The 24,676-nt window shown below is 41.2% G+C and carries 25 protein-coding genes; 10 read left to right on the top strand and 15 right to left on the bottom strand.

What is annotated here, in order from left to right; all coding sequences use genetic code 11:
• Positions 1-33 precede the first annotated feature (33 nt).
• From DW896_RS04210 to DW896_RS04145, 15 genes are all read right to left on the bottom strand, one after another.
• The gene (locus DW896_RS04210; RefSeq protein WP_119992902.1) at positions 34-1,806 is read right to left on the bottom strand and encodes a transposase; all 1,773 of its coding nucleotides are present in this window, start codon (positions 1,804-1,806) and stop codon (positions 34-36) included.
• Between the two features lie 72 nt (positions 1,807-1,878).
• Positions 1,879-2,214, bottom strand: coding sequence for an IS66 family insertion sequence element accessory protein TnpB (tnpB, locus tag DW896_RS04205; RefSeq protein WP_117952054.1), 336 nt, complete (start codon positions 2,212-2,214; stop codon positions 1,879-1,881).
• A complete protein-coding gene (locus DW896_RS21430) occupies positions 2,208-2,570 on the bottom strand; it encodes a hypothetical protein (RefSeq protein ID WP_165852962.1) in 363 nt (120 codons plus the stop codon). The genes tnpB and DW896_RS21430 overlap by 7 nt, the downstream gene beginning before the upstream one ends.
• Before the next feature lie 75 nt (positions 2,571-2,645).
• Entirely contained in the window at positions 2,646-4,022 is a 1,377-nt protein-coding gene (locus DW896_RS04195; protein ID WP_005827593.1) for a bifunctional cytidylyltransferase/SDR family oxidoreductase, read from the bottom strand.
• On the bottom strand, positions 4,019-5,014 hold the full coding sequence (locus DW896_RS04190) for a glycosyltransferase (protein WP_005827592.1): 996 nt from the start codon (positions 5,012-5,014) through the stop codon (positions 4,019-4,021). Before DW896_RS04190 ends, DW896_RS04195 begins: the two co-directional genes overlap by 4 nt.
• A gap of 4 nt (positions 5,015-5,018) precedes the next feature.
• A complete protein-coding gene (locus tag DW896_RS04185; protein WP_005827591.1) occupies positions 5,019-6,401 on the bottom strand; it encodes an O-antigen polysaccharide polymerase Wzy family protein in 1,383 nt (460 codons plus the stop codon).
• Complete coding sequence (locus tag DW896_RS04180; RefSeq protein WP_005827589.1) at positions 6,398-7,492, bottom strand: glycosyltransferase; 1,095 nt, start codon at positions 7,490-7,492, stop codon at positions 6,398-6,400. Before DW896_RS04180 ends, DW896_RS04185 begins: the two co-directional genes overlap by 4 nt.
• Positions 7,489-8,376, bottom strand: coding sequence for a glycosyltransferase family A protein (locus tag DW896_RS04175; protein ID WP_005827587.1), 888 nt, complete (start codon positions 8,374-8,376; stop codon positions 7,489-7,491). Before DW896_RS04175 ends, DW896_RS04180 begins: the two co-directional genes overlap by 4 nt.
• The gene (locus DW896_RS04170; RefSeq protein WP_057097879.1) at positions 8,360-8,986 is read right to left on the bottom strand and encodes a CatB-related O-acetyltransferase; all 627 of its coding nucleotides are present in this window, start codon (positions 8,984-8,986) and stop codon (positions 8,360-8,362) included. The genes DW896_RS04175 and DW896_RS04170 overlap by 17 nt, the downstream gene beginning before the upstream one ends.
• The gene (locus DW896_RS04165; protein ID WP_165491347.1) at positions 8,983-10,227 is read right to left on the bottom strand and encodes an oligosaccharide flippase family protein; all 1,245 of its coding nucleotides are present in this window, start codon (positions 10,225-10,227) and stop codon (positions 8,983-8,985) included. Before DW896_RS04165 ends, DW896_RS04170 begins: the two co-directional genes overlap by 4 nt.
• Before the next feature lie 176 nt (positions 10,228-10,403).
• Positions 10,404-11,021 carry a transposase gene (locus DW896_RS04160; protein WP_158562836.1) on the bottom strand — a complete coding sequence of 206 codons (618 nt, stop codon included), beginning with the start codon at positions 11,019-11,021 and terminating at the stop codon, positions 10,404-10,406.
• Between the two features lie 326 nt (positions 11,022-11,347).
• A complete protein-coding gene (locus DW896_RS21425; RefSeq protein WP_005827578.1) occupies positions 11,348-11,500 on the bottom strand; it encodes a hypothetical protein in 153 nt (50 codons plus the stop codon).
• Positions 11,501-11,510: 10 nt separating this feature from the next.
• Positions 11,511-13,079: an ATP-binding protein gene (locus DW896_RS04155; RefSeq protein WP_057097876.1), complete on the bottom strand. Its 1,569-nt coding sequence runs from the start codon at positions 13,077-13,079 to the stop codon at positions 11,511-11,513.
• Between the two features lie 73 nt (positions 13,080-13,152).
• Positions 13,153-13,638: a UpxZ family transcription anti-terminator antagonist gene (locus tag DW896_RS04150; protein ID WP_057097875.1), complete on the bottom strand. Its 486-nt coding sequence runs from the start codon at positions 13,636-13,638 to the stop codon at positions 13,153-13,155.
• Positions 13,639-13,661: 23 nt separating this feature from the next.
• Positions 13,662-14,198 (bottom strand): UpxY family transcription antiterminator, encoded by a 537-nt coding sequence (locus DW896_RS04145; RefSeq protein WP_057256474.1) that lies wholly within the window; start codon positions 14,196-14,198, stop codon positions 13,662-13,664.
• Between the two features lie 615 nt (positions 14,199-14,813).
• Between DW896_RS04145 and DW896_RS04140 the strand changes: the two genes are divergently transcribed.
• The 10 genes from DW896_RS04140 (at position 14,814) to DW896_RS04095 (ending at position 24,649) form a co-directional block, all read left to right on the top strand.
• Entirely contained in the window at positions 14,814-15,173 is a 360-nt protein-coding gene (locus DW896_RS04140) for a hypothetical protein (RefSeq protein WP_008664386.1), read from the top strand.
• Between the two features lie 180 nt (positions 15,174-15,353).
• Positions 15,354-15,719, top strand: a complete 366-nt coding sequence (locus tag DW896_RS04135; protein ID WP_022401220.1) for an SH3 beta-barrel fold-containing protein — start codon at positions 15,354-15,356, stop codon at positions 15,717-15,719.
• 24 nt (positions 15,720-15,743) lie between these two features.
• On the top strand, positions 15,744-16,445 hold the full coding sequence (locus DW896_RS04130) for a Lin1244/Lin1753 domain-containing protein (protein ID WP_005827562.1): 702 nt from the start codon (positions 15,744-15,746) through the stop codon (positions 16,443-16,445).
• 59 nt (positions 16,446-16,504) lie between these two features.
• The gene (locus DW896_RS04125) at positions 16,505-17,269 is read left to right on the top strand and encodes a glycerophosphodiester phosphodiesterase family protein (RefSeq protein ID WP_005837303.1); all 765 of its coding nucleotides are present in this window, start codon (positions 16,505-16,507) and stop codon (positions 17,267-17,269) included.
• A 340-nt stretch (positions 17,270-17,609) separates the two neighbouring features.
• Positions 17,610-18,458 (top strand): diaminopimelate epimerase, encoded by an 849-nt coding sequence (dapF, locus tag DW896_RS04120; RefSeq protein WP_117990767.1) that lies wholly within the window; start codon positions 17,610-17,612, stop codon positions 18,456-18,458.
• A 27-nt stretch (positions 18,459-18,485) separates the two neighbouring features.
• Entirely contained in the window at positions 18,486-19,718 is a 1,233-nt protein-coding gene (locus DW896_RS04115; RefSeq protein WP_117951993.1) for an LL-diaminopimelate aminotransferase, read from the top strand.
• 85 nt (positions 19,719-19,803) lie between these two features.
• On the top strand, positions 19,804-20,529 hold the full coding sequence (locus DW896_RS04110; RefSeq protein WP_117951996.1) for a hypothetical protein: 726 nt from the start codon (positions 19,804-19,806) through the stop codon (positions 20,527-20,529).
• Between the two features lie 78 nt (positions 20,530-20,607).
• Positions 20,608-20,964, top strand: a complete 357-nt coding sequence (locus DW896_RS04105) for a P-II family nitrogen regulator (RefSeq protein WP_005827548.1) — start codon at positions 20,608-20,610, stop codon at positions 20,962-20,964.
• Between the two features lie 232 nt (positions 20,965-21,196).
• Positions 21,197-22,414: an ammonium transporter gene (locus DW896_RS04100; protein ID WP_371413376.1), complete on the top strand. Its 1,218-nt coding sequence runs from the start codon at positions 21,197-21,199 to the stop codon at positions 22,412-22,414.
• 45 nt (positions 22,415-22,459) lie between these two features.
• A complete protein-coding gene (locus DW896_RS04095; RefSeq protein WP_117952000.1) occupies positions 22,460-24,649 on the top strand; it encodes a glutamine synthetase III in 2,190 nt (729 codons plus the stop codon).
• Positions 24,650-24,676: the final 27 nt, after the last annotated feature.

Here is a 24,676-nt window from a genome sequence, read left to right as displayed (position 1 = left end):
AAACCGAGTTTTGTTAATTAATTAGTCTTGAATTTAACATTGGCTGGCAGCCAAAGTGATTTTGTCAGGAACCATGTTAACATAATCCCTGCACCCGTTAAAGATATTTTTGAAAAAAGTTCCGATGAAGTTCCAGATAGAACTGCCATGAAGCTTTACCGTTCCTATCACACTGTGATAAGTTGCTGCCATCTCTGCACCGGCATCACTACCATAATGAAGTGAATTGTTGCGTTGAGTGGTCAGCTTTCGAATGGTTCGCTCAGCCAGGTTGTTGTCTATCGGTAATTCACCATCATCCAAGTAAGCAAAGATCTCTTTCCAGAACCGGTTCAGATAATTGAGAGCTTCTTTATAATACCGGCTTCTAAATTCTGAATCCTTTGTCAGTTCACTATCTAACAAGCTGCGTAACTCTATCAGAAGTTCCTTCGTTGCCAGGCTTTGCCTTTCTCGGAACCTTTCCTTGGGAGTTAATCCGGCATCATCGTATTTACGCTCCCTCATAAAGAACTCCTTTAAAATTTCGGAAAAGCGTTCTGCATTCGGTTCACCACCCTGATTGGAAGCCTTGACAAACTTGTTCTTGGCATGTGACATACAAACCTGGTGTACAGTATCTTTAAACCGGGCTGATTTCAGCTCATTGCCGATAAATACATAAGCATTGTATCCGTCGGACATAATACTCTTCAACTCTGCATCGCCCAAAAAGTCTGTAAGTACATCACGACCGCGCGAGCCATTCTCATAGAAGAAAATGGCTGTTTTCTGAGCCTTGTTGACCAGAACCCAAATGTAGCACTTCTTATAGTGATCGTATTTGCGCAAGTTCACAATCGAATCTTTTTCCAAAGCTATAGACTTCAATACACAGACCAGTTCGTCCAGGTATGTCTTACCTTTCTTAAGCCAGTTGCGCAACGTGTTTTTAGAAATGGTCATGCCCATATCTGTCAGCCATTGGTGAAGAAGACCAAAAGTCACATTCTTTACATAAACTTCATAGGCAATAGCCTGCAGAAATTCAGGAGTGGCCCTAGTGCCTTCAAAACTGGTTACTACCTCCGGATGGCCTTCAGAAGGGAAATAGCCCCACTTCGGCTTTTTACCAGGCTCTGCATAATGAACCATCTCAAAACATTCTTCCGTCAGGAAAGTACGAAAACTGAATACCCGTACCATTCTTCTTTCAATGAGGCGACCGGGAACCTTTGTCAAATCGGAAGGATGCTCTGTCGCCTCTCCAACTACTCCCATCCTTTTATAACCGTCAGGGCGATTGGATAAATCACGCTCTTTCCTGGAAGACTCTTTTACCTCTTGAGATGGAGCATGATCAACCGAATCCGTACGAAGCGTATCATCGGTTCCATCATAATCATCTTTCTCCTTCCGGCGGTCTGAATCACTTGTTTTAGCTTTAGATTGTATCTTTTGACGTCTATCACCAAAACGTTCCTGATAGGCATAATCAAGTTTTTCTTGAAGTGATTTTATCTTACGCTCAGCCGATTTGCGAAGTTTATGCTCTTCCGATAACCGATTTTCAAGGTCAGCATGTTTCGATTCCATAGAGGACACCTGAGCCTTCAGATCCTTCATCTGAGCCATAAAATCCTCCAAAACAAGCTTCATGGCATCACTTGTCAACCGAAGATCCTGATTCTGTTCGGCAAGGTATTGTATGTATCGCTCTTTCTGATCCTCTGCCATACCTGCACTATAATTTATAGGGTTGCGTGAGTAGGTTTCCCTACTCAACAACTCTCGTTTTGTTGTAATTATATCTTGCAGATCGATCATACTTAAACCTTTGATTTACAGCATTAGAGGTAATAAAATAATCACAAAACCGCAAGTGGATAAATAGATTGATTATCTGATTTTTAATGTTTTAACTATAGGATTCTCAAGAATCAAAACCACGTCCTTCCAGGCAATCCGATAAACAGTATCTGCTCCGTTCCGCTCCACCTTCATGAACTGATAGCCTGCCACAAACTTCTTTTCGAACAGACTATATGAACGATTATCAAATGAAAACATACGGACTATTCTGCGATTGCGAGACATGACTATAAAGACGTCTCCATCATTGGGCTCACGGTGAAGCCGTTCACGAATGACAGACAGCACACGGCTGTGCTTACAACGCATATCGATAAAATCACGGACATAATAAAAATGATTCAGACCGGTAACACTCAACATAACCCCTCCAGTTTCTCTACCATACGAACCAAATCCGGGTAGCTTAAATTCTTTTGGGACAAATGCAAGCCATTGCTGATACGAATCTCAACCCAAATACGAACCGGGTGATCATTTCTGCCTGGTGATACCGGTTGAGATTGATCAATGGCACTGGATTTTTCCTCATGACCGATTACAGGAACACCATCAACCTGGACTTCAACTACTTTTTTCCGGGTATCCCTGTACCATTTCTGAAAGATGTTATAAGGAACTTTGTTCTTAACACAAAACGATTGGAGAGATTCTCCATGAGGCAAAGCCTCGGTCTGGTACTGAAAGTAAAACCTTTCAAGATCTTCACTGCTATACATAAATTCTAAAATTTTTGTTCGCAGCGAAGATAGAGATTTCAATTATGAGCCAATTTTTGACTGCTTACTTCATAGTCAGTCTGTTTTACGTCTGACATCTATAACTTGTCCCGTCAATCCAGAAAGTAATGTCATTATTGAAGTTTCTGCAACAAATTGGGGACTTAATAAACTATTTTCCGGTTCTATACCAAAGTTTTGGATACGCATAGGTGTTTTAGTTCTTTCCGGATTAATACAATTAATCTTTATATTATAACTTTTCCATTCTTCAGATAAAGCCTGAACTAAATTCACAATTGCAGCTTTTGAAGATGAATATAGGCTATACATCGCTCTGCCTCGTGTATATGAACTGGAAGTAAATAGTAATAAACCTCCATGAGACTTCGCTAAATATGAGAATGATTCCTTCGCCACATTTATCGCTCCCAAATAATTTACACGTATTAAATTTAAAATATCATCATATTTCATTGTCATCAAAGGAATTTTCAATAATATACCTGCTGTATTTATAACGAAATCAATCTTTTTCTCAATCAGATATACTTTTTCCAAAGCTTCTTTTACTAATGATGCATCAGCAACATCTGTTCCAGTCTCACTTCGACTAAACGAATAAACCTTAGCTTTCAATCCGGTACACAGTTCTGCAATACTATGTCCTATACCATAACTTCCCCCAAAAATGACTATAACTTTATGCTCTAATGCGGTTTCTTGTCCATATAAAGAAACATCACTTACAGATTTTAATTGAAAAAGCTTATCCAACAAAAACAAATCTTCTTTATGCGTTAACTTCATATTAAATTTCTCTCCCGGTACAACTCCTATTGGTATATCAGGCATATATTTTAAAACAACCCCACAATCATCGGTTGTTTTAAAATTAGGATCTACCAATGCACGTTTATATGCTTCCCTAATAACGGATAATTTAAATGCTTGTGGGGTCTGTCCATTGTATAAAAATTGTCGGTTAGGAATATCCTCTATTTCATGCGTATTCAGATTCATTTTGATAATGGTATCTGTTGCAGGAATTGCAACATCAACAGCTCCATACTTACCCAACATAGTAATACAATCTGATATTATTCTTTTAGTAACTAAGGGACGTACACTATCATGAAATATTAAATTAATATCATTCTCTGTAGAAGCATAGGCATTTATAGCTGACAAACTTGAATAATAACGTTCACTTCCTCCTTGTAGAATTCGTCCTACTTTCTTAAAATTATTAATGCAACACAATTCCTCCACTTTTTCAAGATAATTAGGGTGTACCACAATTGCAATTTCATCAATAAGCGGATGGTTATCAAATACAGAAATGGTATGTTCTAAAACTGTTTTTCCCGAAACTTTAAAAAATTGTTTAGGCATTGTCCCTCCCATACGAGTTCCGACACCACCTGCTAAAATTACAGCAACATTTCTCATGCTAATTTCTTTATTCTAACTAATAATCCAATTAAAAAATAGTAAACATAAAACATTCTTACCTGTAACCAAGACAAAATCCTCCTCTTAAACCCTATTACATGGCAAGTACTACAATATAATAAAACTGATTTGTACCTGGAGTCTTGAGTTATAATTCGAGTTATTGAAATAGCTTTCTTATTGAATATGGCTATTCGAGGATATTTATAACTCACTGCATTAGAAACCCAATCATAAATAATCCAATAAAAAACATCTTTAATAACTGGATATTTATATTTTTCATATATCACAAATAATTCATTAACAGTAAACAAAATATCCAAATCCTTTTCTTTTATAGTATTAATAATACTATCGTTACGTCCTATATAATAATTATATAACAATTCATTTAACACATAAACTCGTGCCCCTTGTATCATACATTGGAAATTGAACAACAAATCTTCATAAACAATTCCCGATTTAAAGTTCAACCCTCTTTGTCGTAAAAATGATAATTTATATAATCTGTTACAGGCTGATGCGCTAAAGCGATTATTCAGCTTAGCCTGGACCAAATATTCCTTACCATCTAACAGATTATTTCCCCAATACGCAGGATCTCTAACTTTTTCTATGCAATCCTTTATCAAATATCGACCAAAAACCACTATATCAACCTCAAATCTCTCTATTACTTGCGATAACTCATAACATGTATTAGGCTCTATAGAATCATCACTATCTAAAAATAAAACATATTCTCCTGATGCTATATTTAATCCTGTATTACGAGCTTCACTTAAACCTTTATTTTTCTGATATATATATTTAATTCTTTCATCAAATAAATAACTTTTTATGATATTATCACTATTATCCGTCGAACCATCGTTTACCAATATAATTTCAATGTCCTGAAAAGACTGTTTCATGACACTATCTAAACATCTGTTCAAATATTTTTCAACATTATATATAGGAATGATAATTGAAATAAGCATAAAACTAAATGAATTTTATTTTAAGTTTCGGAACATATAGAATTAAACTATAAAAAAATAAGAATATCAAAATATTTATCAATGAAGGGAAAAATGAAGCACGAGGCATATACACTATATTAGGAACTAATATAAAAGCCAAAAACATGATAACACGAGTATTACGAACACTTTTCTCAAAATAACGAATAATATATCCAGCTAAAAAACTCATTAGTAGAAATCCGATTAATCCCAAATCCCAAAACTCTCCGAGAAAACTAGAACCAACTCCCTCTCCCCCCAAGTATGCATCCGGTGCTAAAAAATAAGTCAATCGATGTCCTAAACTATTAGTTTGCTCCACAAATTCCATAGATTGACCTTCAAAAGTTGATGTTAAGGATAAAGGATACAAAATATATGGTAATCCAGTATTTACAAATGTTGATTTATAAAATATCATATATGCAAATACTAATAACGAAACCCCTTGTTGAGAAAAAAACATCATAAATAAATCAGAATCATAACCAGTATCAACGTCCCCCCTCCGGAACTCCAATAATACTTGTGACAGAATAATACACACAATTGAAATCAATAATAATTTGCCTATTTTTTGTTTTTGTTGTTCAGAATAAAATGAATAATAATACCATAATAAAAATATAATAGGTAAAAATAGTTTAGAACGTCCACCCTTTAAAACATCTGCAATTCTTAAAGCAAAGAAAATTGACGATATGATAAAGAACTTCTTTTTAGAAGGTTTCGATGCTAAAAATAAGCAATATGAAAATTCAAAAATAGATATTGCTCCCGTCGTCCATATTGGATATTTCAAATTTGCAATAGTTCCATCATATACAGCTAAATATCCATGCTCCAACACAGCTTTAAACTGAATCAAATATTTAATAAAAGTACCTGGAACGGAGAATAGAAATAAGAAAGTAGATATTTTATCTAGATACCTCGAATATTCAAAATTTATCTTTCTATAAGACAAATATTTTCTACCCATCAAGCATCCAAGATGCATAAATAGCAATGAAAATGTTAACAATATTAATATTTGAAACTGTACGTTTATAGGGAAAATGAAATCATTATATTTATCTGCCCATGTCCAATTAAACAAACCATAAATATCCAAGAATATACGCGAATAAATAAACACACATAGCATATATAGAAAAAGAACATACAAATTGAATGTTCCACTTTCATGTATCGCAGAAAAAAGTGACCACAAAAAAATGAGTAACAATTCATATTGTAGTATATTAATTGTTACATCATTATATCCAAATCCAATACAAAATAAAAATTGGAGAAAATAGCAAATAATAATAAAAATCTGTATTACTTGAAAAATGGAATATTTCCACGTAAAACTTATCATCTAAATAAAGTATTAACTTTACATATTTGCTGATTCAAATCAAAATCAGATAATCTATGCCTTAATTTAGTGGATATCAACAAAGAATGTTCTGACGCTTTACAAATTGCTTCCGAAAAAGAATTTATATCCAATGAAGCCACATATCCAAACTCTCCATTACACAATACTTCTTCAGCACCTACACAAGGAGAGGAAACAATATTTCTTTCTAAAATTAAAGCTTCTATTATTACAGTCGGTAATCCTTCATATAGGGAAGATAAAACAAATACGTCACAGGATTTTATTAAAGGATATGGATTTTCTTTAAACCCTAAAAAATGTACATAATCTTGCAATCCCATATCATCTCTCAGTTTTTCCAACTCAACTTGTAAAGGCCCCACCCCTAAAATCCATAATGTAAAATTTCCCTTGTTCAACAATAAAGGCATACACTCAATCAAAAATCGATGATTTTTACCTTTGTCAATCCTACCTACAGCCAATAAATTTATTCTATCCCGACTAAATGGTACATTAATATGTACATTTGATTTTTGTATAATATCAGAAATATCAATAGGATTATATAAAACAATCGATTTATTTTTGACAGCAGGGCATAAATTTATCAATGTCTTTTGACAAGCTTTAGAAACACATACTATTTGATTTAAAGAAGGAAGGTCACGAAAATATCTCCGCTTATTAGTTGTTTTACAGTAGGTATGCTTTATTAAATCTGTATGTAGCCAAGCCACTCTTTGCGCAGTAGCAGGAGCTTTAAATAAAATTCTGGTAGCAGTATCCTCTCTAAAAGCAATATAACAATCGTATAGTTTCCTTATATGAAAGATATAGAACAAGCTAGGAAACGTTAGTAAAATACGTCTCTTAATTTTATTTATTAGCAGATTTGAATCCCCCAAAGCAGAATATAAACATATATTCCGAGGAACACTATCAAGATAAACACCCTCTCTATTTATTAAAAAAAGATCTACATTATATTTTTTTGCATCAAGATGTTGAAGTATTGTTATCAATATCCTTTCTGCTCCACCACCTTTCAAATTATCTATAATGAATAAAAGATTTTTTTTCATGACCTACTTTTATCTTTAATATATAATAAAATTCCTAAGAAACAGGCTATTATAAAAGTCCATCTTCTATTTATAGCTTCTTTATATATATTCCTAAAACTTTTTCCTGCAAATAGACTATAACGCACATAACTTGCAGCATTAATAACATAGTTAGTAAATGATAAATTAAAATAATTCCTCTCATTTATATACAGAGCATAACCATTAGGATTTCTTAAACACAGATGTCTGTATTTGCTAGACAGACCATCTCTTTGATAATCTTTTATTTCTAAACTTCGCTTAATACAACATATTTTATATCGCAAAGAAATTCTATTTAAAACCAATGCTTCTGTTACAAAGAATTCATTCTCAAATTCAGGGAATGGATATTCTTTCAAAATACGAGTATAATAAATTAACCCTTTATCTCCTTTTACTGACAATGAATTGTAAAGGTTATAATGTGAAACAACCAACTCGTCTACAGGTAGCGAAGTTCCTATTAGATTTCCATGTAAATCTAAAGAATTACATGAAAATCCTGCTATCCAAGGATTATCCTTATGTATCAAATGATATGAATAAATTATTTCTAGTGCAGTTTCAATATAATAATCGTCAGAATCTAAACAAATAAAGATTTCCCCTTTAGCTATCTGCACTGCTCTATTAAATGCACGATGCTTTCCCCCATTCTCCTGCTTCAAATATACAATGGAAATTTTATTTGTATTTATCCATTTCTGAACTATTTCTTCTGTATTATCTGTGGAACCATCATCCACAATAATCCATTCAAAACTACGTAATGTTTGTTTACACAAATATTCATAGGTACGTCCTATAGTATTCGCTCTATTGTAAGTCGGAGTAAATACACTAAAGAGAAATTCCATATTTTTCCATTAAACAATTAACATCTGAAAAAAGTAAACTATTACTTCTTATCCATTCCTCATCCATATTCCACCACTTTAATTTTAACAAAAAATCTATTTGATTCTGCTCAAAGCGCATTCTAATACATTTAGCCGGTACTCCACCATAAATTGAATAAGGCGGTATATCTTTAGTTACAATAGAATTTGCTCCTATTACTGCACCATCACCAATTGTAACTCCATTTACAATAGTCACATTAGCACCAATCCATACATCATTTCCAATAGTAACTATAGCAAACTGGTCATACCTATCTTCTAAAAGGAACTTTCCTTTTAAAAATAACCTCGGAGAAGTCGTAACGTTCTTTTCTACTGGATGATTACCCAAGCCAGCTACGACATTAGGACCTATTGAACAAAACTTTCCTATATGGCAACAATGTATAATAGAGTTATAATTTACATATGAATAATCTCCAATAATAGAATTACTGAAAATAACGCGAGCTGAAAAAGAACAATCACAGCCTATAACAGTATTTCCTAATAATTGTACATCTCGTCCTATATTGACAGTCCTTCTCCTAAAGAGTCTCATAAACCGATTTATGAAATTCATCATATTATACCATATTTTTTACAATAATACCATCTCTGTAAAGTTTCAAAGAAAACAGATATTACCAATGATATAGATAAAGTATATATATTTAAACAATCAATAATTCCCAAAAACATTATTACGAACAAATACACGAACATACTATAAAACATATTGACAATAACATCTTTTACATGATTGTGACTTATTAATATAACAGTTCCAAGAAAATAACTTAAATGGCGATATATAAACAGAGTTCCCAACATCCAATACACAGGAATTGCCATTAGCATATCATTATTAAAAAATAAAAGAATAAATGATTTCAAAGAACATCCAACAATAAAATATAATAAAACTCCTATTACAGTAGTATATATTAAAAGTTTACGGGCAAATATTTTATTAGCATTTTTATTATAATATGGAAATACAACATTACTTATTGTATAAAATATAGTAGATAATACATTTACTATTTTTTCTACAAAATCATAATAAGCTACTTCTCCCATTCCCAAAACGCTACCAATAACTATAGTATTAGTCCTATCTTTCACTATACCTGTTATTGACGTTAAGAGAAGTTTGGTTGAATCTTTTGTATGATAAAATATAGTCGCTAAAGACTGCCATCTAAACTTAATTTTAAATTTATATATTAGTATATATATGGCTATAAGAGATGTAATAATAGCTCCAATGCCATTTATAAGTGGAACCAATAAATAATCTTGCGGTGTAGTGACCCATATAAATATCAATAGAATAAACACTACACGTCCTATGAAAGAAAAAATTGCAATATATTTCATTTTTTCTATACCTTGAAAAAACCATATAGGAAATAAACATTCATAAATACATTGCCACATTGAAAAAATATATAATAATTTATATTCTCGAATTTCAGGAAAAAGAAATATTAAAAATAAGAATCCAAATACTATAATTAAAAGCAAGGTTTTTACAATATATACCACACTAACTATTTCGTTTATCTTCTTTGAATCTTCTCTATTAATGCTAATATATTTCGTAGCTGAGATATTAAATCCCCAGTTTACAAATATTGCTAAATAACTAACTATTGCCTGAGAATATATGATTACACCATATAAATTTTTTCCTAAAGTATTAATTAAATAAGGATATGTAACAAGTGGTATCAATAAATTACATATCTGTAATAAAGTTAGATAGCCAAAATTTTCAATTAAGGTTTTATACCTATATATATAGTCAGATATATTTTTCACTTTGCAAATTAACATCATCGTAAGCACTCAATCACTTTGGACTCTTCTGAAAATAAGTAAGCAGTCATTTTAGACCTGAAAAGGTTTAAAAGTAAGCACTCAATACCTTTTTCCCTACTGAAAATCAGCGAGAAAGGGAATTGGTCTTATTATATTTGACTTCGATTTAACTTAATTCAAACCGAAATGCCTGATGGAATCAGCATTTCGTAGTTCTTGTTTCCTGACAATAGTTCACGGAATACATGTATAAGATATCCCTTGATATCCGAGAGGTACATCTTGGCCGTTTCGATAATGGTATAGAAAGTCATTGCCACATTGACACCCTCCTCACTGCTGAAGTGAAGAGAATTATTTCGCGATACGGCAAAGGGACGTATCGCACGTTCCGCCACCATGTTGTCTATCGTGTAGTCGCCCCAGTGGCGATATTTAAGCAGGTCATCCCAGCCGTTCAACATATAAGCCAAAGCTGTCTCCATCATTTTACCGTAGTGACAGCGTTTATCCTGCTGAAGTTCCAATACCTGTTTCCTCAAGCCTTTCAATATCTCACTGACATCGGATTTATTTCTTCTTTTCCTTATCTCCCCGAGAGTGAGCCGACGCATCAAACATTCAGCCTCTATCAGATACAACCGCCCAATTTGTTCCACAAACCATGCCGCCTCTTCGTCTTTGGCGATGTCTGCAGCAAGTTTGAACTTTGCCCGGACATGAGAGATGAACTTGGAAACTCCCTCCTTTTGATAGCGTTTCCATAAATTCTTGAAATCCGTGCTGCTTGCCATAAGCATTCGTTTTATCTTTATGGCACAAAAATCTAGCATACGGGGCGGTAAAGCAAATAAACAATTGAGTGCTTACCGTCCATATGGGTAAGCAATAATACGTTATTTTTTGAATCCGGCACCAACTCTCCCTATCCAAAAAGCGATGCAACGCCATCCGCATCCGGATTTCCTTTACCGAAGGTATCAGCTGGCCGGCATTTATATAATTCATAAACTGAGGGACGAGGTCCGAAAGGGAATCTCGTACAGAGTCAGGCATCAGCATGTGCCATTCACCTTTAACATCATCCTCATATGTCAGCACAAGACCGAACTTCTAGAGTTTATAGGGAGTTTTGCGTATTGCGTACCACGTATGCATTGGCACCGACCGTGACAAACTCCTCAAGCAACTGATGTTCCGCCTTGCAAAGAGAATTGCAGATGGCAGCAAGGCTGATATTAGAACCGTATTCCTTATTTTTGATGGTAACCATATTTCCAATTTTAGAAAACAAAATCTTCCACAATATACCTGTCTACATTACGCCTTTCCTTGCTGAAATTCACCCCCACTTTGACAAGACGCCTCCCGTCCAACCTATAAGGAATCAGATACCCTTTTTCATCAATCTGCCGTAAAGCCTCCTCGGCACTGCCGTTCAGTTTAAACTCAAAAACATAAATGGTATCTTTCGTCTTCACCACGGCATCGGCACGACCGTGGGCACTACGGATTTCCGTCTCAACAAATTGTCCCATCAAAGTGAAAACCACATAAAAGACAGCCTGGTAGTGACGTTCCGTATTATCGCTCAAATCGTATGGCATACCGGCAAAAAACACCCGGAGACGTTCCATGAAAGCATCCACATCACCGGAACGGAGTTCACGCATAAACTTGGCTATGTGGAAACCGGTTTCATCATCGGTCACTTCCGTATAATAAGGTACCAGAAAATTCAAGAAACCATAGCGTACCTCATCATTGGGAAAACCCAAAGTGTACAATAAAACATCCCTGTCGTAGTCTTTGATGGTCAGATAACCACTCTGGTAAATCATGGGAAGCGGGTTCTTTACTTCTGCACGATACTCAAAAAAAGCAGAAGCCGTCACTTCAACTCCCTCAATCAAAAGGCGCAAATCATAATCACTCTTTTTCAACAAGTTAGCCAAGTAGGTAGGAGTACCGGTCTGAAACCAGAAATTATCCAAAATCTTCGACTTGCATGCATTCAACACACTGAAAGGATTAAAAACCCCTTCACAATGAGGGTAAAAATGATAACCGTCATACAGCTTCGTCATCCGCTCCAAAGTTGTATCGAAGTCCATCCCATTGGAAACACCCAAACGTTCTATCTCCGGAGTAAACGTTGTGAGCAGTTCTTCCTTAGTAATACCACATAAAGAAGAATAGTCGGGCCATGTACTGATGTCCTGCAACTGATTTAAATCACTGAACACGCTAATCTGCGCAAACTTCGTCACACCCGTCAAAAAAACAAAGCGGAGATAACGGTCGGCACTTTTCAGTACCCCATAAAAGGCTTTCAATATCCGACGATACTCTTCCGTTAACTTTTCATCCGAAAGAGCTTGAAGCAAAGGCTTATCGTATTCATCAATCAACACTACCACTTGCTTACCCGTCTGGGCATACGCCTGCTCTATCACATAGGCAAAACGCTCTTCGGGACTACGCTCCTGCTTTTCCGCACCATATTTCAATTCCCACTTTTCCAGATATTGATTAAGCATGGCTACCAAATCTCCGGCTGTTTCATATTTACGTGCATTCAAGTCCAGATGCAATACAGGGTATTCCTCCCACCGGGTTTCCTGTTTTTCGATGGCAAGCCCGTGAAACAAATCTTTACGTCCTTGAAAGTAAGCTTCGAAGGTAGATATAAGCAAACTCTTACCGAAACGGCGAGGACGGCTCAAAAAATAGGGAGTGGAATTGGATGCTATCTTATAGACCATTGCTGTTTTGTCTACATAAAGATAATTTTCTTCACGCAGCTTTTCAAAAGTCTGTATACCAATTGGCAGTTTACGCATCTGTTCCATCTTATTTCTCTTTTTTAGAAGCTATATGCAAATATACGTTTTTTCTTCAAAGAGAAATCCTATTTATACATTTTTATTCCATTTCCTCCCATGGATAAGGATTATCCACCACATTCTGAAACTCGTCAACTGCTTCCTGCTGCTCGGCAGTCAGTGATGCAACACTCCAAGAAGCAATGATAGAACGGCCTTCGTCGGCCAAAGGCTCATCGAAAACCTCTCCATAACAAGCCGTAAGCAAGCGGAGTTTCAGCAAAGAGGAAGGAAGGGAATCAAGGGTGTCCCAGCAACGCCTCAATACCTCCTGCACATGCTGTAGTTTTTCACCATGGTCAATGAACGAGGCACTATACCCCTTCAAGAGAGCAAGACAGACATTTGCCTGCTCCTCCACCGTGGTGCCCCAGGTGCCGGAATTATACAAAGTTGTGGTCAAGCGATAGACTTCACTGTTACGACGAGACAAATCATCGCTATAGATAGGACTACCGTCCATACCCAAATACATCAGATCGTGCGCGGCACGCTGAAGGAGGAGTGCTTCTTCTAAAAGAGACATGAGTAGTAATTATAAATTAAAGACTAGCGGATTACTTCAATGAGGTCTGGATGGATGGTCGCCATGGCAACGGCAATGATACCTTGTATAGCAATCACTACACGACGATCACGGGCACCTTTTACCTTTAGAAAAACACCTTCTTGACCCTCGAAGTCGCCACCGGTGATACGGACTTTCGTACCTTTGGAGAGATTCAGTTCTTCGGGCTGGAAATAGAGAAGATGGTCATTATAGGTACCGGCAACGGCTATGAAACGCTGCATATCATGGTCGGGAATGATTATTTTCTGGCCGCTACGGGTATCAGTAATATATTGTAAATAAGTAATTTGAGACTTAAATCGCTGCACTTCGGAAGGACGTGCGTGGACAAAAACCAGATTACGGATGACGGGAACCAAAGCACGGACTTTCCTGCCCCTACGGATACTTATCTTATATTGCATGGGAATGAAACAGCCAAGATTTGCCTTTTCGAGAAGATGCATAGCTTCAAGCTCCCTGCGGTATGTGGCACGCATGGCAAACCAAACTTCGGTCTCTTTATCCATTTCTATTCTTGCTAATTTTACTTAGAAAAAGGTATTCCTTGGGGGCTTTGAACTACTATTACAGAACTGTAGTTCAATCACTTGCGAGCATTTTATGGGAAGTTTGACAAGCACTATGCCCTTCTTGTCAACAGATTCTCTGCGGTTGTTCATTACCTTTTGGTAAGAGACTATAAACGAACGTATTAGAAACAAAAAAGCGTTTTTTAATCGTACGTTTAAAAAACACCTATTTCGAACTTATACAAGACATACTCAAAGAGCTAAAAATAAGAAGATTTTAACTGATTACACATATTGCATATACTGCTGAAATTCAATGTAATATACTTATCATTATTTATTATTAGGAACATTTTTCTATCAAACATTTTGCCATTACAAAAAACGTCTCTATCTTTGCGTTCATTAAACGTACGTTTTTTAAACAGCATATCATCTTATATATCAACCATTTACAACTCACCCTTCACATTTCCCTCCAAAATTCCCTTATTTCTCCCTCACTTTTTATACTTTCGCATTTTTTAACCAGAATAAAAAACAGTTAAACGAACAAAGAATTACACAAATGAAAGAACTCAAAAAAAGAAGCATCTCAACAGTAACGAACAGAGAAGCATGTCGTATCAATCTGATACACAGAAACTAAGAGCAACAAAAGTAAAAGAACACAGCTCCATAGTGGATGAAAAGCTATTGGCAGAACGGGTTTACTACGGAGACCAGACCCATGTTTATGTAGGTTACTTAAGAGCCTTTAAATCAGGCTATTTTGAAGGCACAAAAATTAGAAAAATAACGGATATAGCCAAACTGCTCGTAGCATCCGAAAACTTCACAAAGAGAGCCAGAGGAGAGCAAAAGCCTTTGACTTACAGTACGATAATCACCGAATTGGAGAAGGTATGGGCCATCATAAAACAGGAAGACACCACACTGATTGACCCATACGGATATGATGTAAGGATAAATCACTGATAGTTCAGTACCTGGAAAGGCAGTAATTTTGCCGCCGTCAGCAACCGGACAGAAGGGCTACACCTTTCTTGTCGGATGGTGTAGCCTCAACAAGGCAAGGGCATAGCCATCCGTACTGAAAGGAGTAGCCCTTTTTCATTGCTGATTATCATACATTTACTAACCCTAAAAACATAAAAAATGGGAAAAGAGAAAACTGAATTTGAGGAGCAATTTGTATCCAAAACAGAAAAAGCAAAAAAGCTATGGGAAAAACGGATTACGGAAAACACGACATTGAGCATGGAGTCTGTACAATGGATGGCACAGCGCATAAATTCCCTACTGGAATACATGCAATACGGATATGCATTGATAGCCTACCGAAAGCAGGACGGCAGCTTCTACATGGGAAGAGGAACCCTTGTTTCCTACGAAAGCGACTTCAAAAAGAAACATGACATGACAAGCATTAAAGCTCACGTAGCCTATTGGGACGCGGAACAACAAGGCTGGCGGACTTTTCTGATTGAGAATTTTATGGAGTGGAGACCGATAGTAAACTAACAAAAAACACCAATATCAAAAGCTATGGAGGCTTATTTACTACATGATGCCAATGCCGGCAGCAACCTAAAATTAATGATTATGATACAAGAAGAAGGTATGAAAGGATATGGCATCTACTGGACAGTGCTCGAATTCCTCAGATTGCAGAACGAATATAAAGCCAGCCTGAAAGTGATTCCCATACTGGCACAAAAAGCAAGGGTGACAACCGCCACACTGAAGCGAATCATCTATGACTATGCGCTGTTCGAGGTGAACGAGACAAGCTTCTCATCCCCCGGACTAAGCCGCCGCATGGAGCCATGGGACGCCCAACAAGAAGCTAAAAAGGAGGCCGGACGTCGCGGTGGACTGGTTAACCAGCAGAGAATCAGGGATGCCAAAACAAGCAGCGCTTTAGCAAATAAACTAAATAAAGAGAATAAAGAAAACCCCTCTCTATCTCCCCAAGGGGAGACGGGAAGAAGGAAGGAGGAGATTCTTCTGACTCCACCGGAGTACACGCTCAACAGACAGACACATAATTACCAAGGCCTGATGGAAGAGCTGGCAAGGCAGAAAGTAACCGACATCCACGATTTGAATGCCATCCTGAGACTGACAGATTTTGGAAAACTGGGAGGGAAAATCTGGAAAATCCTATATGAGTTGAACAGCTCACCCCAACTGAAAGCCCGCATCGTGATGCCCGGAAAGTACATACTGAAATTACTCAGGGGTTAGATTTAATAAAAGAAATATAATACTTATCTTTGCGTTCAAAACAAAACACCCTAATCATTATGAATCTGAAAAAACTATTTTTTGCTTCCGCCCTGCTCTTTGCTGCATGCGGCACTATCCAGGCCCAGGAAGTCATTGCCCACCGTGGTTTCTGGACTACGGACGGCTCGGCCCAGAACTCCCTTGCCGCACTTGTAAAGGCTGATTCTATCCACTGCTACGGCTCCGAGTTCGACGTTTGGCTCACCACAGACAATCAGCTGGTTGTCAATCATGACGCCACCTTTAAAGGCGTAACTATGCAAGATGCCACAGCCAAGGTATGCACCGCCGTACAACTGGACAACGGCGAACAACTCCCTACCCTGCAACAGTATCTGGACAAGGCAAAAAGCCTGAAAACCCGCCTTATCCTCGAACTGAAAGCCCACAAGACCCCCGAACAGGAAACACGAGCCGTAGAGGGTATCGTAAAAATGATAAAGGACAAAGGACTGGAGGACCGTACGGAATATATCACCTTCTCCCAACATGCCACCAAGGAGTTTATCCGTCTGGCACCCAAAGGCACCCCCGTCTACTACCTGACCGGTGACCTTACCCCCAAGGAGTTGAAAGCATGGGGTTGTGCCGGTCCCGACTATCACTTCAGTGTCTTCCAAAAACATCCTGAATGGATAAAGGAATGCCACGACCTCGGCATGAAAGTAAACGCCTGGACCGTAAACGAAGCCAAAGACATGGAATGGCTCATCAGCCAAGGAGTAGATTTCATTACAACCAATGAGCCGGTAGTGCTGGAAGAAATTTTAAAGAAAAAATAGCCGCTCCTTATACATTTAGAAACAAAAACCAAACAAACCGCTTCATTATGTCCGCAATGGAGCGGTTTATTGTTTTCAAAAAGATAGCAATTAGCCCTATAAAAAATCTTTTTTCTTATTTTGAATCAAACTAAACTTTCACATGGATTACAATTTATATAAAAACAAAGCCATATGCTTTTAAATTGAAAGCCTGACAGTAGATATTCTCATTGAATGAAAGTTTCGCTAAAAAATAATAGAAAATAGATATGCTTTACAGTTAATTATAAAACAAAACGTCGTATATTTGCATCGAAATAAAACAAAAGGATATATTAACCAACCGATAAAGGACAAAATGACAAGAGCTATAAAATTCACCAAGATGCACGGTGCCGGAAACGACTACATTTATGTAGATACGACCCAATATCCTATCAGCCATCCGGAAGAACTTGCGAGGGCATGGAGTGCACCGCATACGGGAATTGGAAGTGACGGTCTGGTACTTATCGGTTCTTCGGACAAGGCCGATTTCAGCATGCGGATATTCAATGCCGACGGCTCGGAGGCCCGGATGTGCGGCAATGCAAGCCGCTGCATCGGAAAATATCTTTTTGACTACGGACTGACCTCCAAAACAGAAATCGCACTCGATACACTGTCAGGTATAAGGATGCTAAACCTGCACTTGGCAGACGGAAAGGTCAACTCTGTAACCGTAGACATGGGCATACCTGCCGACGAACCGGCAGACTACGACGGCAAAGGAGCCAAACCGATGAAAGAACAGCCCATCGAAGTGGACGGAGAACGATATGTAGGGACCACCGTATCCATGGGAAACCCGCATCTGGTAATCTTTGTCAATGATATTGAAGCCATCGACCTTACAGTCATCGGTCCCAAACTGGAGAATCACCCTCTCTTCCCCGGACGCATCAATGTAGAATTTGCCCAGATATTGGGAGAAGGAAAAATAAGGATGCGTGTCTGGGAACGAGGCTCGGGCATCACCCAAGCCTGCGGAACCGGAGCTTGTGCCACCGCCGTGGCAGCCTTCCTCACCGAACGCGCAGGAAGGGAATCCATCATCGTCATGGACGGAGGCTCACTCACCATCCGATGGGACATCGCCACCAGGCATGTACTGATGACGGGAGAAGCCACCAAAGTATTCGACGGCAAAATTGAATTAATTGACTAACCACCAACTATCAACCAAGAAAAGATTATGGCATTAGTAAACGAACATTTTTTAAAGCTACCGGGCAGTTATCTGTTTTCAGACATAGCCAAGAAGGTAAATACTTTCAGGATAACACATCCCAAGCAAGAGGTCATCCGTCTGGGTATCGGAGACGTTACCCGGCCACTGCCACCGGTCTGCATCGAAGCGATGCACAAGGCAGTGGAGGAGATGGCTGACGCACGGACATTCCGTGGATATGGTCCCGAGCAGGGATACGACTTCCTGATAGAAGCCATCCTCAAGCACGATTACCTTCCGCGAGGCATCCATTTCGGTCCTACGGAAATCTTCGTGAACGACGGAGCAAAGAGCGACACGGGAAACATCGGCGACATTCTCCGCCACGACAACAGCGTAGGCGTGACCGACCCTATTTATCCGGTCTATATAGACAGCAACGTGATGTGCGGACGTGCCGGAGTACTGGAGGAAAACGGCCAGTGGAGCAACGTCACCTACATGCCTTGTACCGCCGAGAACGACTTCATCCCGGAGATTCCGGACAAGCGCATCGACATCGTCTACCTCTGCTACCCCAACAACCCCACGGGCACCACCTTGACCAAGCCCGAGCTGAAGAAATGGGTGGACTATGCGCTCGCCAACGACACGCTGATTCTGTTCGATGCCGCCTACGAAGCCTTCATCCGCGAAGACGACGTGCCCCACTCCATCTACGAGATAAAGGGAGCGAAGAAATGCGCCATCGAGTTCCGCAGCTTCTCGAAGACTGCCGGATTCACGGGAGTACGCTGCGGCTACACCGTTGTGCCGAAAGAACTCACTGCCGCCACGCTGGAAGGCGAACGCATCCCGCTGAACAAGCTCTGGAACCGCCGCCAATCTACCAAGTTCAACGGCACCAGCTACATCACCCAGCGGGCGGCGGAAGCCATCTACACACCGGAGGGACAGCGGCAGATAAAGGAAACGATAGATTATTATATGGACAATGCCCGGACCATGAAGCAGGGCCTTGAAGCGGCCGGGCTGAAAGTCTACGGCGGTGTGAACGCTCCTTACATCTGGCTGAAAACACCTGACGGAACGGGCTCCTGGCGGTTCTTCGAACAGATGCTGTACGAAGCCAATGTAGTGGGCACACCGGGTGTAGGTTTCGGCCCCAGCGGTGAAGGATATATCCGGCTGACGGCCTTCGGCAAGCACGAAGACTGCGTGGAAGCCATGAAGCGCATCCGGAAGTGGCTGAAATAAAAAAACAATTGAATTAGCGAGGTACTTGCTATAATCGAGTCGGACTGATCATCCGGAATTTTTCTAAACTTAAAGGTAAAAAGGTATGAAAACAAAAAGTGTAAAATGGGGAATAATGGCAATGGCGCTGTTATCAATGGCAATGCCTTTCACGGCAAAGGCTCAGGATAAAGTGGAAGCGTCGGCAGGTGTCGACCTCGTAAGCGGTTACGTGTGGCGTGGCCAGGATTTGGGAGGGGTAAGTCTCCAGCCGAGCGCATCCATCGCCTACAAAGGTTTCTCTCTGGGAGCTTGGGGCTCCGTAGGCATCGAGAGTTCGGACACGAAAGAGTTCGACCTCATACTGGGATATTCAACCGGAGGCTTCAGCGTATCGGTGACGGACTACTGGTACAATGTGACCGGAGATGGGGTGACAGCCAAATACTTCCAGTACGGTGCACACAATGCTGCCAACTCACATCTGTTCGAGGCGCAAATCGGCTATGATTTCGGCCCCGTAGCCGTAAACTGGTACACCAACTTTGCAGGCGACGACGGTGTTGACAAAGACGGTGATCGTGCTTATTCATCCTACATCTCCGTGGCAGCCCCCTTCACACTGGGCGGTCTGGACTGGACGGCCGAGATAGGCGCTACCCCTTGGGCCACGGACTTCTATGGAGCCAACGGATTTGCCGTATGCGACGTCAGCCTGGGAGTATCAAAAGACATCAAAATCGCCGATTCCTTCTCCCTCCCGTTGTTTGCCAAAGCAACCTGGAATCCAAGGTCTGAAGGTGCCTATTTCGTAGTCGGACTAAGTTTCTAAGATGAAAAACCTATGATTTACACACACCGAAAGGCAAATAGTAAATCGTAAATTGTCTAATCGTAAATTATTTAAGGTATGAAAAAGATTGAAGCTATTATCCGAAAGACCAAGTTCGAGGACGTGAAGGACGCGCTGCTCGAAGCGGACATCGAATGGTTCTCCTATTATGATGTACGGGGCATCGGGAAATCCAGACAAGCCCGTATCTACCGTGGTGTCATGTACGACACCAGTTCCATCGAGCGCATCCTTATCTCCATCGTGGTGCGCGACAAGAATGCGGAAAAGACCGTACAAGCCATCATCAAATCTGCACAAACCGGTGAAATCGGCGACGGACGTATCTTCGTCATCCCCATTGAGGATGCCATACGCATACGTACTGCAGAGAGAGGCGACATCGCACTCTACAATGCCGAACAAGAAAGATAACGGGCAGCTACAAACCACAACCAAGAAAATACAATACAACTAAAAGCAACAAGAAATTATGGACAAACATAGTAAATGCAGTCTCTACAGACTGCGTATGGCCCTTGCCATATCCATAGCATTCTGCTTCACTACAGATATATTTGCACAAGCCACCTCAACCACAGACAGTACAGCCATTGCCACTCCCGATACGGTAGGTGAACTGACCAACGGACTGAACACTGTATGGATGCTGCTTGCAGCCATGCTGGTATTCTTCATGCAGCCGGGCTTTGCACTGGTCGAAGCCGGTTTCACCAGAGTAAAAAATACGGCCAATATCCTGATGAAGAACTTCGTTGACTTCATGTTTGGCAGCCTGCTCTACTGGTTCATCGGTTTCGGACTGATGTTCGGTGCAGGCGGATTCATAGGAATGCCCCATTTCTTCGACCTCTCGTTCTACGACGGCGGCGGGCTTCCCACGGAAGGTTTCCTGGTATTCCAGACTGTATTCTGCGCAACGGCTGCCACCATCGTGTCCGGCGCTATGGCAGAACGTACCAAATTCTCCATGTACCTGGTTTACACCATCTTCATCAGTGTGCTGATTTATCCCGTTTCCGGTCACTGGACTTGGGGCGGCGGCTGGCTGATGAACGGTGAGGCAGGTTCCTTCATGATGGAAACATTCGGAACAACTTTCCATGACTTCGCAGGTTCCACCATCGTCCACTCCGTAGGCGGCTGGATTGCCCTGGTAGGTGCGGCCATCCTCGGCCCGCGCATCGGGAAATACGGCAAAGACGGCAAGTCAAGAGCCATTCCGGGACATAACCTCACGATTGCGGCACTGGGTGTATTCATCCTTTGGTTCGGATGGTTCGGCTTCAACCCCGGTTCACAGTTGGCAGCAGCCACTACGGACGATGCAAGGGCCATCTCGCATGTATTCCTCACCACCAATCTGGCAGCCTGCGCAGGCGGTTTCTTTGCATTGGCGGTAAGCTGGATGAAATATGGCAAACCCTCCTTGTCTCTGACACTGAATGGCATTCTGGCCGGATTGGTAGGCATCACGGCCGGTTGTGACATGGTTTCTCCCTTCGGGTCGGTAATCATCGGCACCATCTGCGGCATCCTGATGATTTATTCGGTGGAATTCATCGACCGGACACTGAAAATTGACGACCCCGTAGGGGCCAGTTCCGTACACGGCGTCTGCGGTTTCACGGGAACCATCCTCACCGGACTGTTTTCCACCAGTGAGGGACTGTTTTACGGTGCAGGCTGGAGCTTTCTCGGAGCGCAGGTATTCGGTGCACTCGTAGTAGGCGCATGGGCAGCAGGCATGGGATTCATCATCTTCAAAGGACTCGACAAAATCCACGGCCTCCGCGTTTCCAAACGTGTGGAGGAAGAAGGACTCGACATTTACGAACACGGCGAGTCTGCCTACGGTGCATAATGATTTCATATTTTATTAAACCAACAATTACAACTCTAAGGTATTATGTCAAAATTGAGATTCAGAGTAGTAGAAACGGCGTTTAAGAAGAAACCCGTTGCAGTGGCAGTCCCGGCGGAACGTCCGTCAGAGTATTTTGCCAAGTATGTATTCAACAAGGAGAAGATGTTCCGCTATCTGCCGAGCAAGGTGTATGCCAAACTGACGGATGTGATTGACAACGGAGCTCCGCTGGACCGCAGCATAGCCGACGAGGTTGCCGCAGGTATGAAGAAATGGGCGGTTGAAATGGGGGCGACCCACTATACGCACTGGTTTCATCCGCTGACCGAAGGTACTGCCGAAAAGCACGATGCTTTTGTGGAACACGACGGCAAAGGCGGCGTGATGGAGGAATTCACCGGCAAACTGCTCGTGCAGCAGGAACCGGACGCTTCCAGTTTCCCGAACGGCGGTATCCGCAATACGTTCGAGGCACGTGGCTACTCGGCATGGGACCCCTCCTCCCCGGCATTCATCGTAGACGACACGCTCTGCATCCCGACTATTTTCATCGCCTATACCGGTGAGTCTCTGGACTACAAGGCACCGTTGCTGAAAGCCCTGCGTGCCGTAGACAAGGCTGCCGTCGACGTATGCCACTATTTCAATCCGGAAGTAAAGAAAGTGGTTGCCTATCTGGGCTGGGAGCAGGAATATTTTCTGGTTGACGAAGGGTTGTACGCCGCACGCCCCGACCTGCTGATGACCGGACGCACGCTGATGGGCCATGACAGCGCCAAGAACCAGCAGTTGGAAGACCACTACTTCGGGGCCATCCCCAGCCGTGTGGCCGCTTTCATGAAGGAGCTGGAAATCGAAGCGCTGAAACTCGGCATCCCCGTCAAGACCCGTCACAACGAAGTGGCTCCCAACCAGTTCGAGCTGGCTCCCGTCTTCGAGGAATGCAACCTGGCGGTAGACCACAACATGCTCATCATGGCCTTGATGCGTAAAGTGGCACGTAACCACGGTTTCCGCGTACTGCTGCACGAAAAGCCCTTCAAGGGTGTCAACGGTAGCGGCAAGCATAATAACTGGTCGCTGGGTACGGACACCGGTATCCTGCTCCACGCACCCGGCAAACTGCCCGAAGAGAACCTGCGTTTCATCACCTTCGTAGTGAATACGCTGATGGCCGTATACCGTCACAACGGATTGCTGAAAGCCTCCATCTCCAGTGCGACGAACGCCCACCGGCTGGGTGCCAACGAAGCGCCTCCGGCCATCATCTCTTCCTTCCTGGGCAAGCAGTTGAGCCAGGTGCTGGAACACATCGAAGAGAGCACCAAGGACGACCTCGTCAGCCTCAGCGGCAAGCAAGGCATGAAGCTGGACATCCCGCAGATTCCGGAACTGATGATAGACAATACCGACCGCAACCGCACCAGCCCGTTCGCCTTCACCGGCAACCGCTTCGAGTTCCGCGCCGTGGGTTCCGAGGCCAACTGCGCCAGTGCCATGATTGCGCTGAACTCCGCCCTTGCCGAGCAGTTGACGGAATTCAAGAAAGATGTGGACGAACTGATTGAAAAGGGCGAGCCGAAAATCTCCGCCATCCTCGAAGTTATCCGCAAGTACATCAAGATTTGCAAACCCATCCACTTCGATGGAAACGGTTACAGTGACGAATGGAAAGCTGAAGCTGCCCGTCGTGGTCTGGATTGCGAGACAAGTGTCCCCGTCATCTTCGACAACTACCTGAAACCGGAGAGCATCCGGATGTTCGAGTCCATCGGCGTCATGACGAAGAAGGAACTGGAAGCCCGCAACGAGGTGAAATGGGAAATGTACACCAAGAAAATACAGATTGAAGCCCGTGTGCTCGGAGATTTGGCCATGAACCACATTATTCCCGTAGCTACACAGTATCAGTCGGATTTGATTGACAATGTCTACAAGATGAAAGACCTGTTCCCCGCAGAGAAGGCTGCAAAACTGTCTGCCAAGAATCTGGAACTCATCGAAGAGATTGCCGACCGTACCGCCTTCATCAAGGAGCATGTGGATGCCATGATCGAGGCGCGCAAAGTGGCCAACAAAATTGAGAGTGAACGTGAAAAAGCCATCGCCTACCACGACAACATCGTACCGATGATGGAGGAAATCCGTTACCACATCGACAAGCTGGAACTCATCGTCGACAATCAGATGTGGACGTTGCCCAAATATCGCGAGTTACTGTTTATAAGATGAAAAATGAAGGATGAATCCTTAATCCCT

The organism is Bacteroides sp. AM41-16 (assembly GCF_003603495.1).
GTDB lineage: Bacteria > Bacteroidota > Bacteroidia > Bacteroidales > Bacteroidaceae > Bacteroides > Bacteroides uniformis.
The sequence above is the reverse complement of the archived record's forward strand: the minus strand, read 5'-3'. Positions and strand labels throughout refer to the sequence as shown.